At 68.6% G+C, this 16569-nt stretch carries 11 protein-coding genes; 7 read left to right on the top strand and 4 right to left on the bottom strand.

The genetic code is table 11. The features are described 5' to 3' along the window. Window positions 1-208: 208 nt before the first annotated feature. The gene (locus tag U9978_RS15905) at window positions 209-937 is read right to left on the bottom strand and encodes a hypothetical protein (protein WP_322761911.1); all 729 of its coding nucleotides are present in this window, start codon (window positions 935-937) and stop codon (window positions 209-211) included. A gap of 417 nt (window positions 938-1354) precedes the next feature. On the opposite strand from U9978_RS15905, the gene U9978_RS15910 reads away from it, so the two are divergent. Further along, complete coding sequence (locus U9978_RS15910; RefSeq protein WP_322761912.1) at window positions 1355-2872, top strand: methionine--tRNA ligase; 1518 nt, start codon at window positions 1355-1357, stop codon at window positions 2870-2872. Window positions 2873-2927: 55 nt separating this feature from the next. On the opposite strand, the gene U9978_RS15915 is transcribed toward U9978_RS15910, so the two are convergent. From U9978_RS15915 to U9978_RS15925, 3 genes are all read right to left on the bottom strand, one after another. After that, window positions 2928-3572 carry a hypothetical protein gene (locus U9978_RS15915; protein ID WP_322761913.1) on the bottom strand — a complete coding sequence of 215 codons (645 nt, stop codon included), beginning with the start codon at window positions 3570-3572 and terminating at the stop codon, window positions 2928-2930. A 657-nt stretch (window positions 3573-4229) separates the two neighbouring features. After that, the gene (locus U9978_RS15920; RefSeq protein ID WP_322761914.1) at window positions 4230-5396 is read right to left on the bottom strand and encodes a CaiB/BaiF CoA-transferase family protein; all 1167 of its coding nucleotides are present in this window, start codon (window positions 5394-5396) and stop codon (window positions 4230-4232) included. Next, the gene (locus tag U9978_RS15925; RefSeq protein ID WP_322761915.1) at window positions 5386-6138 is read right to left on the bottom strand and encodes a TetR/AcrR family transcriptional regulator; all 753 of its coding nucleotides are present in this window, start codon (window positions 6136-6138) and stop codon (window positions 5386-5388) included. The genes U9978_RS15920 and U9978_RS15925 overlap by 11 nt, the downstream gene beginning before the upstream one ends. Before the next feature lie 406 nt (window positions 6139-6544). Between U9978_RS15925 and U9978_RS15930 the strand changes: the two genes are divergently transcribed. The 6 genes from U9978_RS15930 to U9978_RS15955 all read left to right on the top strand — a co-directional run bounded on the left by U9978_RS15930 (window position 6545) and on the right by U9978_RS15955 (window position 16417). After that, entirely contained in the window at window positions 6545-9004 is a 2460-nt protein-coding gene (locus U9978_RS15930) for a CoA transferase (protein ID WP_322761916.1), read from the top strand. 150 nt (window positions 9005-9154) lie between these two features. Beyond that, window positions 9155-10291, top strand: coding sequence for an amidohydrolase family protein (locus U9978_RS15935; protein WP_322761917.1), 1137 nt, complete (start codon window positions 9155-9157; stop codon window positions 10289-10291). A 32-nt stretch (window positions 10292-10323) separates the two neighbouring features. Then, window positions 10324-11166, top strand: coding sequence for a mycofactocin-coupled SDR family oxidoreductase (locus tag U9978_RS15940; RefSeq protein ID WP_322761918.1), 843 nt, complete (start codon window positions 10324-10326; stop codon window positions 11164-11166). Window positions 11167-11467: 301 nt separating this feature from the next. Then, window positions 11468-12700, top strand: a complete 1233-nt coding sequence (locus tag U9978_RS15945) for an ABC transporter substrate-binding protein (RefSeq protein ID WP_322761919.1) — start codon at window positions 11468-11470, stop codon at window positions 12698-12700. A 149-nt stretch (window positions 12701-12849) separates the two neighbouring features. Then, window positions 12850-15573 carry a branched-chain amino acid ABC transporter permease/ATP-binding protein gene (locus U9978_RS15950; RefSeq protein WP_322761920.1) on the top strand — a complete coding sequence of 908 codons (2724 nt, stop codon included), beginning with the start codon at window positions 12850-12852 and terminating at the stop codon, window positions 15571-15573. Between the two features lie 124 nt (window positions 15574-15697). Further along, window positions 15698-16417, top strand: coding sequence for an ABC transporter ATP-binding protein (locus U9978_RS15955; protein WP_322761921.1), 720 nt, complete (start codon window positions 15698-15700; stop codon window positions 16415-16417). The last annotated feature ends 152 nt before the right edge of the window (window positions 16418-16569 follow it).

Consider the following 16569-nt stretch of genomic DNA (forward strand, 5'->3'; position numbering starts at 1 on the left):
CCGACTTCGCGCGGGGCCTCCTCATGTTCGGCCTGTTCTATCTGCTGGCCGGCTTCTTCCGCTTGTTCCGGGGCACATGGATCTACTATCTCTTCAGGAACGGAATTATCCACAGCAAGAGCGGAATCCATCGGCCGGTAGCCTGGTCCGACGTACGTGAGATGAAATTCGTCTACGGGCGCGGCCAGTTCAAGAAAGCGCTGTTGATCTACCGACTACACCTGTTCGACGGTGGACTCCTCAAGGTCGCAGTTACCAACGGGGGGCGACACGAATTCGACCGTAGCACCGACGAAACGACGCGCGAGTACAACCGGTTCCCGTCCAGTTCCTGCGTCACCGATTCGACGCGGAGGATCTGGTAGTAGGGCACAGGCGCGGCCTGAGCCGGCAGGTAGTGCGGGTAGAACGTGCGCCCGTACATGGCCGTGCCGTCCTCCAGCGTGGCGCTGAAGCGGGTGGAAACGGTCACCAGCCTTGGCCCGGCCTGCATCATGACGCCGTCAAAGGCGGGAATCTCCGCGATGCCGTTCCGCCCCGGTCGCAGATGCGAGACGCCCGCTTCGATGCGCGACCGGTCGAACCTCGTCGTGCCCCGGAAGTCTGTCTCGGACGTCGCGCGGACGCGCGCGAGAATCTGGCCGGCGTCGTCGTACATGACGCTGTCTCGGCCGCCGTCGTGCAGGTGACGCCCGATGGACAGCCAACCGCCTGAGGCACGACGGATGCTGGTCGCGCCGCCAACCTCCCGGGAGGCCATCACCAGCGCCCGATCGCAGCACATGAGCACGATCGTCCGTGGGTCCCAGCCGTCCGGGAGCGAGGTGAAGGTCACCTCCATTTCGCTGGTACCGGTCTTCGGATCGATCTTTCCCGTGCCGTGTCCGTTGACGAAACGCTCGTTGACGAAGCCCTCGACTGAGTAGTCGTGCTCCATGCCAACCCGCCCTCTCGCGCTCACAACCGGCGAAGTGGAACGATTCCTTCCAACACGGGAAGGTAACAGCGGCAACACCCGTCGCATACAGGCTTTTACTCATCTACACTTAGATGGCTACTTTCAGCGACAATCTGTCGTTGATCGATTCGGGCTTGGCAACGTCGGCTACGCCGTGTCGCGCGTGATCGGCGACCCTTGGCCGCCGGCCGGACATGGTGCGGCGTCGGCCGAGTCGCGCCGTGTAGCATCGGGTACGTGCGAAGGTTGATCGTCGCTCGTATGGCGACTTCAGGCCGGATGATGCGCATCTCCGGCCTCCTTCGCGTGTCCTGACCGGTCAGACGAGGAGGCCCCGGGGAGTCCCGGCGCCTCCTTCCGGCGCGGACGACCAGCCCCGGGGCGTGAGGGGCTGTGATGGGTCGTTTCTTCGTGACGACAGCTATTCCGTACGTCAACGGCAGGCCGCACGTCGGCCACGCCCTTGAGATGATCCAGACTGACGTGCTCGCGCGGCACCGTCGCCAGCGCGGCGATGACGTGCGTTTTCAGACGGGTACCGATGACAACGCCCTGAAGAACGTCCAAGGTGCGGAAGCCGAGGGCATCACTCCTCAGGAGTACGTCGACCGCGTAGCGGCCCGGTTCGGGAGCCTGCGGGACTCACTGAACCTCTCCTACGACGACTTCATCAAGACCAGTTCCGACCCACGCCATCGTCCCGGCGTTGACAGGCTGTGGGCGGCATGCGCCGAACGTGGCGACTTCTACCGCAAGACCTACTCTGGCCTCTACTGCGTCGGCTGTGAGCTGTTCTACTCGCCGGACGAGTTGGTGGACGGCCGTTGCTCGGAGCACGGCACCGTGCCCGAGACGGTCGAGGAGAACAACTGGTTTTTCCGGCTGAGCCGCTACTCCGAGCAGCTTGAGTCCCTGATTGCCAGCGACACGCTGAAGATCGAACCCGCGTCGCGCAAGCGTGAGGTGCTGTCGTTCGTGCGGTCAGGGCTGGAGGACTTCAGCGTCTCGCGGAGCATGGCACGTGCCCGGGGCTGGGGCATTCCGGTGCCAGACGACCCTGACCAGGTGATCTACGTCTGGTTCGATGCGCTCGCGAACTACATCACCGCGCCCGGCTACGGGCACGACGAGGCATCGTTCCGTCACTGGTGGACCGACGCCGACCGGCGCGTTCACGTGATCGGTAAAGGGATCATCCGCTTTCACGCTGTGTACTGGCCAGCGATGTTGCTGTCTGCCGGTCTCACGCTGCCGGACACCATCTTCGTGCATGAATACCTCACGGCCGGAGGTGCGAAGATCAGTAAGTCTGCGGGGAACGCGGCGGACCCTGCTGACATCGTGGCCCGGTACGGCACGGACGCACTGCGCTGGTGGATGCTGCGCGAGGTCGCCCGCGCGGGAGACACGGACTACACGGATGAACGGCTGGTCAACCGGGCCAACGAGGATCTCGCGAACAACATCGGAAACCTGGTCAACCGCACCGTGTCCATGGTGCAGCGCTACCGTCAGGGTGTCGTCCCCGAATACGCGCAGGAGGACCCGGCAGCCACCGCGCTGCGCGCCGCTCGGGACGTGGCAACCGAACAGATCGACGCCGCACTGGCGCTGTTCGACTTCCGCCGCGCCGCGGAAGCAATCGTACGAATCGCCGATGAGGGCAACCGCTACGTCGAAGCCGTCGCCCCCTGGACGCTCGCCAAGGCGGAACGCAAGGAAAGCGTGCCTACAGGTCCGCTGGACGCGGCCCTCGCCGAACTCGTACTTACCTGCCGATCATTGGCCGAGCATCTGAATCCGTTCCTCCCGGACGCCGCAGCGAAGATAACCGACCAGTGCGGGAACGGCGGCCCGACCGTCGCCGAGCCAAGGCCCGTCTTCCCGCGACTGGAGTACGCAGGGCCAGCGTGAATGCGCGACAACTCTGGTTGTCGATACGCCGTCACGAGATGACCGTGCCGGACCGTCAGCGCGGAACCTCGCCGCGCCTGCTCCGCCGCTGCTTGGCGCGGTGACGTAGGTCAGTGAGGAGATGCCTGACGGCTTCGTCGCGGGTCCGGTAGCTGCGTCCCGCCGGGAAGACCGAGACGAGTCCCGGTTCCAGCGGGAGCCAACCGCGCGGCCGGTTCGTGGTGGTGCCCGTGTAGTCGGGACGCAGGATGCCGCACTCCACGCCATCGACGATGACGCGGTAACCGGTCTCGATCCGTTCCAAGGTGTAGCCGGCGTGCTCGGTCATGGCCACGGCGGCGGCCATGGCCTTGTCCATCGCCGACGCCACAGAGCGCGCCCGCGCGGGCCGCGCACGCGGCCGGTCTGCCGTGGCTGGCCGGGAGGCGGCACGCTCCGGCCGGTCGGAGTCGCGTGACGCGCCCGGCTCAGCCGGAACGACAACCTCGGTTGTCGCTGGGCGTCCCGCATCGAAGAGTTGCGGGAACCGCTTGCGCGCCCCCTGCCGCGTGATCCCGAGCGCGCGGCCGATATCGCCGTAGTTCGCTCCCTCGGTGGCAGCCCGCGCCGCGAGCGTCCGAATCTCCGCTTCGACCGACCGGGCCCGTTCGCTCGCGTCAGTCAGCGCGCCGAGCGTGGCCGTGAGCGCGTCGTCTGCCATGCGACAACCACAGTTGTCGTGCAAGATCGCCGTGCAGCTCGGAAGCCACCGCACGCGGTCATAATGGACTGGTCGGTTCGGGTCATTGATCGCTGGCACGCTGCACAGCGTCACAGCTTCGCAGGTCAGCCCTTGGTAGGCCAGCAGGGCTTGACTTCGAGCAGCAGCATGAAGACGCCGATGCAGACCGCCGTCAGCGTCCACCACTTCCTCTGCACGATTCCTCCCCAGACACGCCTGTTACGGATACCTGCGCCACTGTCACCTTGATTAATTATCAACTATCTTAAGGATAAGGCCGAGCGGGGCCGACAACGTGACGGCCGGAGGGATGCATGATCGGGGAGCGCGAGCCGGCGGTCGCGACGACGGTCGCCGCGCTGGTGAACGCTGCCGGCGCAGCCGGGGCCGGCGCCGTGGCGTAGGTCGGCAAACAGAGCGGCAGCACAGACGTGCCTCGACATAACAGGCGGCCCATACTGAAGAGGCCAGTAGTGCCCGCGTTCTTTGTGGTTGGGCTGCGGCCTACACGCCGCGCAGCTCCCAGCATTTACTCAGCACGCCTTTCACGGCGTCCGTGACGGGCGGTTCCTCGGTGAGTGGCGTCCAGGTATAGGCGTCAAGTGAGTGTGGAATCTTCACCTCGGGCATCGCGGACTACCTACCGATCCAGTCCACGCGGATGGCCTCGTTGTGTTCACCGAGCGCGGGGGGTGGGGTGAGCCCGGCGCCGGCGCGTTCACCGGTGTGGTGCCAGCGGATCGCGCTGCGCATCAACGGCCACGTGCCCGGTTGGCCTTCAAGGAGCTCCCGCGCGGCGAAATGGGGATGCCGCATGATGTCCGGGGTCTCGAGCACGGTCGCGCCGGGGCAGTCCCAGGCCAGGAACCGGCGGTCCCACTCCTCGGCCGTCGCGGCGGCGAAGATGGGCCTCAGTTCCTCCCGCAGCTTCTGGTCGGTGGGACCGAAGTCGATCTCGGCTCCGGTGTGGAGGTCGATCAGGTCCTCGCGGTCCACGCCGACGCAGAAATTGATCCAGAACTTCCGTTCGAGGGCACCGAGGAGGACAGCCTTCCCGTCCTGGGAGAGATAGGTGTCGTAGAGCGGGCCGAGCCCGCGCTTGTGAGCGTTCGCGACCACGCCGGTGCGGGTCGTGAGCAGGATGTCGGTGCGGTGGGCCTCGACGAGCGCGTCCCAGCAGGAGATGTCGATCCAGGCGCCCTGGCCGCCGCCGCGGACCTCCGCCAAGGCCGCGCAGATCGCCATCGCGGCGTTCGCCGCGCCGAGTTCGTTGCCCCAACTCGTAAAGGACCAGCCAAGGTGCGGTTCGCCGTCGCGCCATTCGACGACGACGCTGTCCGCGAGTGCGTCCATGTTGAGCCCGTGGGACGGTAGCTGGGCGAGCGGCCCGGTCTGACCGAACCCGGTCAGGGAGCAGACGATCAGTGCCGGACGGCGCCTGCGGAGTTCGGCGAAATCGATCCCGAGCCTGGCCCAGAAGCCGGGAAGCTGGTTTTCGAGGATGACGTCGGCGACGTTCGCCAAGGCGAAGAAGGTCTCCAGGTCGTCGTGTCGCCGGAGATCGAGTGTGATGCTGCGCTTACCCCAGTTGTAGCCCATGTGCTGGGAGCTCTCGCCGTCTTCGGCGAGTGGCGGCACCGCCCGGATGCGGTCGCCCCGGCCGGCCTGCTCGACCTTGACGACGTCGGCGCCGAGCGCGACGAGTTTGTTGCCGGCCAGCGCGGGCGGGATCAGTATCCCGAGGTCCAGTACGCGGACGCCGGACAGGGGTAGGTAAGGCATTGTCGGGAGGTCAGCAGTCATCCTGCGAAGTCCTTTCGGTCGACGGGGTCAATGCCCGTTCCAGTACGTCCAGCTCGGCCCGCAGCCGGGTGACGGATTCGCGCATCGCCGCCGGAGCGGCTCGGCCGGCCGGTGATACGAGCAGGCTGCTCACGGCCATGTGGGCGATCTGGTCCGCGACGGCGTCGGCCGTCCGCGGCCCAGCGGGGTCGAACCACCACGACACCGACCTGGTCATCCCGGCGATCGTGTGGGCGGCCACCCGCTCGTCCAGATCGGCGAAGACGCCGGCCTCGATGCCGCCGCGGATCAGCGCGGCGAGTTCCCGGAAGAACTCCCGGTTGAGAGCACGGATCGTCTGGTCGACCGCGGGGGGGAGATCCTGGAGGGCCCGCTCGAGGAGGCGCGCCCGCGGCGGCCGGTCTATGTACAGGCGCACCAGGTCGCGGACCACGATGCGTACCTGCTCGGCCGGGTCGGCGGTCTCGGTCCACTCGACGACGGCGCGCAGGACGGCCATCGCCTCCCGGGAGAGCTCTTCGACCAGGGCACCGAGAAGCTCATCCTTGCCGGGATAGTAGTGGTAGAGCGCGGTGCGGCTGGTTCCCAGGGCGTCGGCGATGTCCTGGAGTCTCGTGCCGGCGACACCCTTCGCCGCGAAGACCTCGGCCGCGATGTCGCGTACCTGCGCTTCGACCAGCCCGCGCCGCACCCTCTTGCCGGTCCCGCCACCGGTCGGCGTCTCGCCAGGCTTCGCCGGCATCGCTCCGTTGCCTCCAAAATATGATCACTGCCGCTCTGGTCGGAACGGCTTGTTATTTGACGCGCTTTCGGTATTTTGACGTGAGTGTCGATGACTGGCAAGCGGCGCGGTGACCGGACGCCCCGAGCGGCACCGACCGCAGCGCACCTCGATTAACCGCTTGTGATATACGTCATATAGCTCTACGATTCTGTGTAACTAAATCGTTAATTTAAATATCCCTACGGTTACTCGGATCGATCCGGATCATCAGGAGGTCGCTGTGTCCACGCGGTTAGCGATCCGGGAACTGTGGCCTCCGGCGATGAGAGAAGAACATGATCTCATCGCCTTTTGCATGATCCGGAAACTGTGGCCTCCGATGCCTGAGAACCCGTCGGTGACCTCCGAAGTGGTGGGGTAACGGATGTCAACCGCGCCTACGGACCGGTACCCGCTGGACGGGTATTTCGTGGTGGACCTGTCCACTGGGATCGCCGGGGCCTACTGCACCAAGGTCCTCGCCGACGGTGGCGCCGAGGTTGTGAAGATCGAGACCCCCGAGGGTGACCCGCTGCGCCGGTGGTCGGCCAGCGGAGCGGCCATCGGTGACCGCGAGGACGGTGCGTTGTTCTCGTACCTCGCCTGCTCCAAGCGCAGTGTGGTCGCCGACCCGGCCAAGCCGGGTGATCTGGATGTGGTGCGCGGGCTGGTCGCCGCCGCGGACGCGGTCGTGTGGTCACCCGGTTCCCGGCTCACCGCGTCGCCCGCGTTGTCGCCGTCAGCGCTCGCCGACCTGGCCCCGCACGTCACGGTCTGCGCGATCACTCCGTTTGGTCTGGACGGGCCCTGGGCCGACCGTCCGGTCACCGAGGCCACGCTGCAGGCGATGGCCGGCGGGCCGATGACGCGAGGAGACCGCGAGCGACCGCCTGTCGTCCAGGGTGGCCGGCTCGGGGACTGGGCGGCCGGGACGAGCGCCGCGGTGGGGCTGCTGGCGTCGCGGTGGCGTTCGCTGCGGACCGGGGTGGGGGAGGTGGTGGACGTCTCCGCCTACGAGGCGCTGCTGTCCACGGTGACGATGTACCCGGTGACCTTCAACTCGATGGCCGGCCGGCCGATGCGGGTCAACCGGATGATGAACCTGCCGGCGATTCACGCCACCAAGGACGGCTTCGTCGGTTTCATGGTCGTCACCGGCCAACAGTGGCTCGACTTCTGCGCCCTGGTCAACCAACCGGACTGGCTCGATGACGCCTCGCTGGGACTGATGAACGTCCGTAACAGCCGTCGCGCCGAGTTGGTCGGCGCCATCGACGGTTGGCTGGCCCGGCACACCACGGATGAGGTCCTAGAGCTCGCGGACGCGCTGCGCGTCCCGGTCGCCGAGGTCGCCACGCCGACGACGACCCCGCGCTTCGAGCAGTTCACGACACGCGACTGGTACGTCCGCAACCCGCGCGACGGGTTCCTCCAGCCCGACGTCCCGTACACCTTTCACGGGAACGCCAGCAGACGGGCGGCGCAGGCGCCGCCGCGGCTCGGCGAGCACACCTCCGCCTACCTGGCTCGCGCCGGCGTGCCCCGCTCACCGGCCCCGGCGACCCCCACCGGGGACCCCGGCGAAGCGCCGTTCGCCGGGCTGCGGGTCGCCGATTTCACCGCGAACTGGTCCGGCCCGGTGATCGGGCACATCCTGGCCATGTTCGGCGCGGATGTGATCCACGTGGAGTCGCCCGCGCGCCCGGACGCGATGCGGTTCAACACCCTGGTCTCGATGAAGGAAGACCAGTGGTGGGAGTGGTCGCCGTTGTTCCAGGGTCCTAACACGGGCAAACGTAGCCTGGCCCTTGACATGGCAAGCGAGCGAGGCCGCGACCTCGCCCGCCGACTCGTCGCGGAGTGCGACGTCATCGTCGAGAATTTCAGCGCCCGGGTATTCGAGTCATGGGGCCTCGACTACGACGAGATCAGGAAGATCCGGCCGGACATCATCATGGTCCGCGCCCCGGCGTTCGGTCTAACCGGTCCGTGGCGGGACCGCGCGGGGTACGCCCAGACCGTGGAGATGGCCGCGGGCATGGCGTGGATGACCGGGTGGCCGGACGCTCCCCCGGAGATCCCCAACGGCCCGATGGACCCCGTCGCCGGCAACCACGGGGCGTTGGCCCTGCTGCTCGCCTTGGAGCACCGGCGGCGGACCGGCGAGGGCATGCTGGTGGAGGCCCCGATGATCGGGGGCGCGCTGAACATCGCCGCCGAACCCGTCATCGAGCACTCGGCCTACGGCGCGCTGCTGACGCGGTCGGGCAACCGATCGCCCTGGGCCGCGCCGCAGGGCGCCTACCGGACCGCCGACCCGCTGCCCATCACCGGGGAGTCCGACCGGTGGGTGGTCATCTCGGTCGAGACCGATGACCAGTGGGCGGCGCTGTGTACGGTCCTCGGCGCCCCGGACTGGAGGAGTGACCCCGCGCTCGCGACCCGGGACGGCCGGCGGGCGGCGCACGACCGCATCGACGCCGGGCTCGCCGCGTGGTGCGCCCGACGGTCGTCGGACGAGGTCGTGGACGCCTTCGTCGCGGCCGGGGTGCCGGCCGCCAAGATGCTCCAGCAACACGAGCCGGGCGACATCGAGCACCTGCGTGACCGCGGGTTCTGGGAGACCGTCGACCATCCGGTGACCGGGGCCCATGTCTTTTCGGGCTATCCCGCGCGGCTCGCGAACGGCCCGAGGGTTCTCAACCGGCGACACGCTCCGCTGCTCGGGGAGCACAACCGCGAAATCCTCACCGACCTGCTCGGGCTGGCCGCCGACGAGGTCGACGCTCTGGACCGCGACGGTGTGATCGGCACCCGTCCGGGTGGTGCCGGCAGTGCCTGGTAGCCGGGATCGGGCCAGCCAAGGCTCGGCGGCGAGCGCCGGCCGGCACCGGTCAGCGCCCAGTTGTGCGATCGGTTGTTACGCAAAGCAGCGGCCATCCGGCCGTCGCGTCACTGCCTCATCACAGGTCACTGCCACATCACAGGAGGTGCCGTGTACACCCTGTTCAGCGTAGACGACCACATCGTCGAACCGGCTCACGTCTGGTCCGACCGTGTCCCCGCCCGCTATCGAGACGAGGCCCCGCACGTCGTTGAGGCCGACGGCCGCGAGTTCTGGGTCTACGAGGGGACTCGGCAGGGCACCATGGGGCTCAACGCCGTGGCCGGCAAGCCCCGGGAGCAGTGGGGGCTGGAGCCACTGCGGTTCGCCGACATGATCCCCGGCTGTTACGACCCGGTCGCGCGCGCCGTCGACATGCGCGCCGATGGGATCTTCGCCAGCATGAACTTCCCGACGCTGCCGGGCTTCGGCGGGCGCAAGTTCGTCACCTTCAAGGACAAAGACCTGGCGAAGGTCTGCGTCGAGGCGTGGAACGACTTCATCCTGGACGAGTGGTGCGCCGCCGCCCCCGAGATGTTCGTGCCCATGACCATCGTCCCGCTGTGGGACGTCACGCTCGCCGTCGCCGAGATGGAACGGACGCTGGCGAAGGGCTCCAAAGCCCTCTGCTTCGTCGAGGACCCGGCCGCGCTCGGCGTCGGCTCCTGGCAGACCGACACCTGGCACCCGCTGATGCGGCTGTGCGAGGAATCCGGGACGCCGATCTGCATGCACATCGGGTCCTCCGGGTCGTCCACCCTCGACCAGGGCACCACTCCCATCGTCGAGATCGCCGCAGCCTTCACCCAGGCGGCCCGGTGCGCCGTCAACGTGATGTGCTCACCGGTCCCGCGCAAGTTCCCCGACATCAAGATGGTCTGGAGCGAGGGTGGCATCGGCTGGCTGCCGGCCGCGCTGGAACGGGCCGACCGCCAGTGGGAGCGGCACGGCTACTGGTCGCACCTCGACCCGACGAAGCCGTCCGAGATCGCCAAGCGGAACATGTGGTTCTGCATGATCGAGGAACCGTGGGGCCTGACGACGCGGGACTACTTCGGCACCGACCGGATCCTGTTCGAGTGCGACTACCCGCACGCCGACACCCCGTGGCCGAACACCCAGGCGGCCTGCAAGGGGGTCTTCGCCGGCGTCCCGGAGGCCGAGGTCGAGGCGATCACGCATGGTAATGCCGAGGCGCTGTTCCGGTTCCCGCTGACCGTCCCAGCCGACACCCACACGCGAGCCTGAATCCCGACTTTCCTCTGGACAGGAGCGAACGCATGGCTGGACGGCTCGAGGGCAAGATCGCCTTCGTCACCGGCGCGGGAAGAGGCCAGGGGCGGTCGCACGCGGTGCGGCTGGCCGAGGAAGGTGCCGACGTCATCGCCGTCGACGCGCTGGCGTCGTACGACACCGTCCCGTACGCGATGGCGAGCCAGGCCGACTTGGACGAGACGGTCCGCTGCGTCGAGAAGTTCGACCGACGCATTGTCGCGCGCCAAGTCGACGTACGGGACCGGGAGGCGCTCGCCGCGGCCGTCGCCGACGGTGTGGCGCAGCTCGGCGGCCGGCTCGATGTCGTCGCCGCGAACGCCGGTATCTGCCCGCCCGGCGGCCCGCTGTGGGAGTTGACCTCGCGGGGGTGGGACGACGTCATCGCCGTCAACCTCACCGGCGTCTTCCACACGCTCGCCGTCAGCATCCCTCTTATGCTGGCGGCCGGAAACGGGGGGTCCATCGTCGTGACGAGCTCGGGCGCGGGCCTGCGTAACCCGGCCGGACTCGCGGACTACAACGCCTCGAAGCACGGCGTGATCGGTCTCGCTCTGACCGCGGCGAACGAACTGGCGTCGCGGGGCATCCGGGTGAACGCGATCTGCCCGGGGACGGTCGGCACGCCGATGGTCACCGCGAACGAGGGCACCTGGAAGCTGTTCCGACCAGACCTGGAGTCGCCGACGCTGGAAGACGCGAAGCCGGCGTTCGCGCGCGTCATGCCGATGGGCAAGCCGTGGGTCGACCCGGTCGACGTATCCAACGCCCTGGTCTGGCTCGCCTCGGACGAGGCCCGCTACGTCACCGGGATCGTGGTCCCGGTGGACCAGGGCTCGCAGAACAAGTAACCGGTGTAACGGTGCCGGGGCCGACGGCCGACCTCGACGCGTACCCCACCATCGCGGGCGCCCGCCCGGCTCGCGAACGGCCCGAGGGTTCTGAGCCGGCGGCACGCTGCGCTGCTCGGGGAGCACAACCGCGAGATCCTGACCGACCTGCTCTGGCTGGCCGCCGGTCGGTATCGGGCCTGGTCAGGAGGGGTGACAAATTTAGTGCAATTACTGCAATAAACAAAATTTTCTAGACAGTTAATAGAGCGTTGTCGTACCGTCATGCGCTTGAGATGTAGGTCACATATGGAGGTTCTGGATGCGACTCCCTCGGCTCGCTACCACGGGCGGGCTGGCAGTCTTAGTCGCCGCCGCCGTCCTCTCCGCGTGCGGGGACGACAGCGGCGGCGGCACCAGCGCGTCGGCTGACTCGGTCGTGCTGACCGTCATGGTCCCGACGGACACCAAGACACCGAACTTCCCTGGGAACGTGGCGGCGGTACGGGCGGCGGCCACGGCGGTCAACGACGCCGGTGGGATCAACGGCAAGCAGATCGAGATCAAGGTTTGCAACAACAACAACGACCCGAACGACTCGACCAAGTGCGCTCGCGAGGCCGTCAAGGACAAGTCCGTCGCCGTCGTCGGTTCCTTCACCCTCTACGGCCAGCAGGTCACTGAGATCCTCGCGGCGGCCAAGATCCCATACGTCGGGTTCAACGGCGTCACCCCGGCGGAGTACTCCTGCGAGACGTGCTATCCCTTCGACGCCGGCTCCGCGCTCGCCTTCGGCGGCCTGCCCGGCGGCCTGCTCTCCCAGGGCGTCAAGTCGGAGGTGCCGGTGCGGCTTGACATCGCGGCCTCGGCCGTCAACTCCCAGGGCGTGGCCGCAGGCGCCAAGGCCGCCGGTCTGGAGGTGAAGGAAGATATCAAGATCGGCGCGACCTCGACCGACCTGGCCCCCGCGGTCCAGGCGATCGTCGGGTCCGGCGCGCAGGCCGCCGTCTCGATCCTGCCGAACGAGGCGACGTTGGCCCTCATCAAGGCTGCCGACCAGGCCAACGCCAACGTCACGTTGGCCGTCGTCGACGGACAGATCCAAGACGGGCTGTCGCAGATCACCGCGTCCGAGGAGAAGCGCCTGTTCATCGTGGGGGCCTACCCCCCGGTCGGCGCGGTTGCCGAGTACCCGGGTCTCGCCCGGTTCGCCAAGGAGATGGACGCGGCGGCCACGGCGGGGAACAAGGACGCAAAGATCCGTAACTCGTCCAACCTGCGAGCCTGGCTGTCGGTGCATGCCGTGGCCCAGGTCGCCAAGGGCGTGACCGGCGAGATCACCCCGTCCTCGCTTCTCGCGGCGTTCGGCACGGCGAAGGACGTCGACCTGTTCGGGATCCTCCCGGCATGGACCCCGTCCGCGAAGGGCTCGGTGGCGGGCTTCGAGCGGGCCAGCAACGCGCGGGTCTTCTTCCTCCGGCTGGTCGACGGCAAGTTCGTCGCGGCGACGCCGCTCAAGGGCCTGGACCTCAACACGAGAAAGCCGCTGACCTGAGCGGAGCGGGGCCGGCCGGTACGCGCCGGCCGGCCCCGCAACCCCGGCGCCCGGTGGCAGGTCCCCCGCCGGTCGTATGCACGGCCCCCCGCCGGGTGCGCCACCCCGGCCGCCGACGACGATCGTCCACCACGACCACGGAGCTTGCCGTGCAGGAGTTCTTGCAGTTCGCGTTGCTCGGTCTCGGCGCCGGGGCGATCACCGCCCTGCTGGCGCAGGGCATCGTCCTGATCTACCGGGGATCTGGTGTCGTCAACTTCGCCCACGGCGCGTTCGCGATGGGCGGCGCCTACATCGTCTACGAACTGCGCGCCCTGCACAGTTGGCCCGCCGTGCCGGCATTCGTGGTCGCGGCCGTGGCAATGGCGGCTGCCGGGGTGGCGGTGCAGCTCGTCATCATGCGTCCGCTGCGGGCGGCGACGCCGCTGACCAGAGTGATCGCGACGCTCGGCCTGCTCGCCGTCCTTCAGTCCGTGGCCACGATCCGCTACGGCGGCGCGAGCCTGCTGCAGGTCACCTCGTCCCTGCCGTCCTCGGGCGTCGAGCTGATCGGCGTCAAAGTCGGGCAGGACCGGCTGCTGCTCCTGCTCGTCGCCGTCGTCGTGACAGTGGTCCTGTGGGCGGCCCTCCGGTTCACCACGCTGGGGCTGGCGATCTCCGCCGCGGTCGCCAACCAGCGTGGCGCCGCCACCCTGGGCTGGTCGCCGGACAGCCTGGCCTGCTTCACCTGGGCGGTCGGCGGCGCGCTGGCGGCCGTCGCCGGTGCGCTGATAGCCCCGATCACCGGGCTTTCGGTACTCACCTTCACGTTCCTCCTGATCGGCGCGTTGGCGGCCGCGCTGCTCGGTGGCTTCAGTTCGATGCCGCTGGTCCTTCTCGGCGGCCTGGCGATCGGCATCACCCAGAGCGAGTTCACGAACTACGTGAAGGTCACAGGCGCGGTCGACGCGGTGCCGTTCATCGCGATCATCCTGGTCCTGGTGGTCCGCGGCCGTTCACTGCCGTTGCGCAGCTTCGTCGCGGAACGGCCGGCGATCGCGACGAGCGGGCGGGTCAACCTGCCGGTGGTCGCGGTGATGACTGGGGTGGCGGGGGTGCTGCTGCACGAGGTGCTGCCGGAGGAATGGGTCATCGCGGCCACGATCTCCCTCACCTTCGCGCTGTTCGCGCTGTCCGTGGTGGTGCTCACCGGCTGGGCCGGTCAGCTTTCGCTGGCCCAGGTCGCCCTCGGCGGCGTCGGCGCGCTCACCACCGGCCTGCTCGTCGCCAAGAGCGACTGGCCGTTCCTGCCCGCCGTGCTCGCCGGGATCGCCGTCGCCATCGTGGGTGGGCTGCTCTTCGCGCTGCCGGCGCTGCGGACCCGGGGCATCAACCTCGCGGTCGTCACGCTCGGTCTCGGGTTCGCGATCCAGCAGATGGTCTTCCAGCGGTCGGAGTGGACGGGTGGCGAGGACGGACTTTCCGTCGGCCCACAGAAAATTTTCGGCATCAGCGTCGACCCGCTGCTCTACCCCGAGCGCTACGCCGTGTTCTGCCTGCTGAGCTTCGTGCTCGCCGCGATCGTCGTCGCGAACGTCCGCCGGGGTCGGACCGGCCGGCGCCTGCTGGCGGTACGGACGAATGAGCGCGCCGCCGCGGCGCTCGGGATCAACATCTTCTCGACCAAGTTCTACGCGTTCGCCATCTCGGCAGGCGTAGCCGGCCTCGCCGGCATCCTGCTCGCGTTCCAGTCCTACACAGTGCTGTACGGGATCACGTTCGACCCCTTCTCGTCCATCAACATCGTACTGATCGCCGTGATCGGCGGCGTCGGGTACCTCGGCGGCCCGCTGTGGGGCTCGCTGCTGGCGGCCGGTGGCGTGGGCAGCCTGGCGATCGTCGAGATCTTCGGCGCGGACACGAACCTGGCGTGGATCAACCTGTTCGGTGGAGTGATCCTGCTGCTCACGATTCTACTCAATCGCAACGGCATCGCCCACGCGGTCGCCGAGTCGGTGCTACTGCTGTGGCAGCGGCTGCGGCCCGCGCCGGCCGCGGTGCCCGCGCTCCCCGAACGGCAGCGCCACCGGGTTCCCGGTCGCACTCTGACGGTGCGCGACCTGTCGGTGCGGTTCGGGGGCGTCGTGGCGCTCTCGGGCGTCGACCTCGACGTCCGCCCCGGCGAGGTCGTCGGGCTGCTTGGTCCGAACGGCGCGGGCAAGACCACTCTGATCGACGCCGTCACCGGATTCGTGCGCGCCTCGGGCGAGGTCAGTCTGGACGACGTTCGGCTGCGGGGGCGCTCGGCGCACCAGCGCGCGCGGGAAGGACTGTCGCGGTCGTTCCAGTCCCTGGAGCTGTTCGAGGACATCACCGTCCGAGACAACCTCGTCGCGGCTTCGGACGATCAGGACTGGCGCTCGTACCTGGTCGACCTGGTCTGGCCGGGCAGGAGCCGGCTATCGTCCGCGGCGGTTGCCGCGGTCGGGGAGCTGGACCTCGGCGACGTGCTGGAGTCGAAGCCCGGCGATCTCCCGTATGGCACCCGGCGGCTGGTGGCGATCGCCCGCGCGGTCGCCGCGTCCCCCTCCGTTCTGCTGCTCGACGAGCCGGCCGCGGGCCTGGGCGAACAGGAGAGCGCCGAGCTGGGTCGCCTCATCCGCCGGCTCGCGGACGAATGGGGCATGGGTGTACTGCTGGTCGAGCACGACGTCGCGATGGTGATGGAGACGGCCGACAAGGTCGTGGTCCTCGACTTCGGCAAGAAGATCGCCGAGGGGACGCCGGCGGAGGTCCGTAGCAACGCGGCGGTCGTCGCCGCTTACCTCGGGTCGGCCGAGGAGGACGGGTCGGCGGCGGCCGAGCCGGTGACCGGCAACCTCGCCACCGCCTGAAGCGGCGCCGGCTCCAGGCGCCGTGCCGGCAACTGTGACAGCGAATCCGGGACATGGGCCTCCGGCCGCGCGGAAAAACGATGATCGCGCAGCCTTTGGTCCTCTAGAAGGAGGACTGGAAAAGATGACCACACTGGTCGAGGCCCGAGGGCTGTGTGCCGGGTACGAGGGTGTCCCGGTCGTCCGGGACCTCGACCTCACGGTCGCACCCGGTGAGGTCGTCGCGCTGCTCGGCCCGAACGGGGCCGGGAAGACGACGACGCTTCTCACGCTGGCCGGCGATCTTCGACCGGTGTCCGGCACCGTGCTGGTGGACGGCCACCCCAGCCGGGCGCCGTTGCATCGGCGCGCGGCCGCCGGCCTCGCGCTGGTACCGGAAGAACGATCGGTTTTCAAGGGGCAGACGACGGCCGAGAATCTCCGGGTCGGGCGTTGCGACGTCGGCCAGGCGCTGGCGCTGTTCCCGGAACTGAAGGCGAAGCTGAAGACCACCGCGGGCCTGCTCTCCGGTGGCGAGCAGCAGATGCTGACCCTGGCCAGGGCGCTTGCCCGCGGCCCGCGGCTGCTGCTGGCCGACGAGCTGTCGCTCGGGCTCGCGCCGCTCGTGGTGGCCCGGCTGCTGCGGGCGGTCCGGGCCGCGGCCGATTCCGGCGTCGGGGTACTGCTGGTCGAGCAGCACGTCAGCCAGGTCCTGAAGGTGGCGGACCGGGCATACCTGCTGCGTCGGGGCCGGGTCGAGATGTCCGGCACGGCGGACGAGCTGCGTTCGCGCCTCACCGACGTCGAGGACAGCTACCTCGCCGGCCGGACGACGGGCGACGCACCGCCGACCCCGGCCAGGTGACCCGGTGCCGCCGGCGACCTCGAGCACGGTGCCGGTCATGTAGCTCGACAGATCGCTGGCCAGGAACAGGGCGGCGCCGTCTGCTGGGCCACCCAGGTCAGACGCCGGGAACCCGACGACCCTCCGCCCCCGGATAAGTCCGCCCCTTCCAC

The sequence above is a fragment of the Protofrankia sp. Cr2 genome (genome assembly GCF_963555885.1).
Lineage (GTDB): Bacteria > Actinomycetota > Actinomycetes > Frankiales > Frankiaceae > Protofrankia.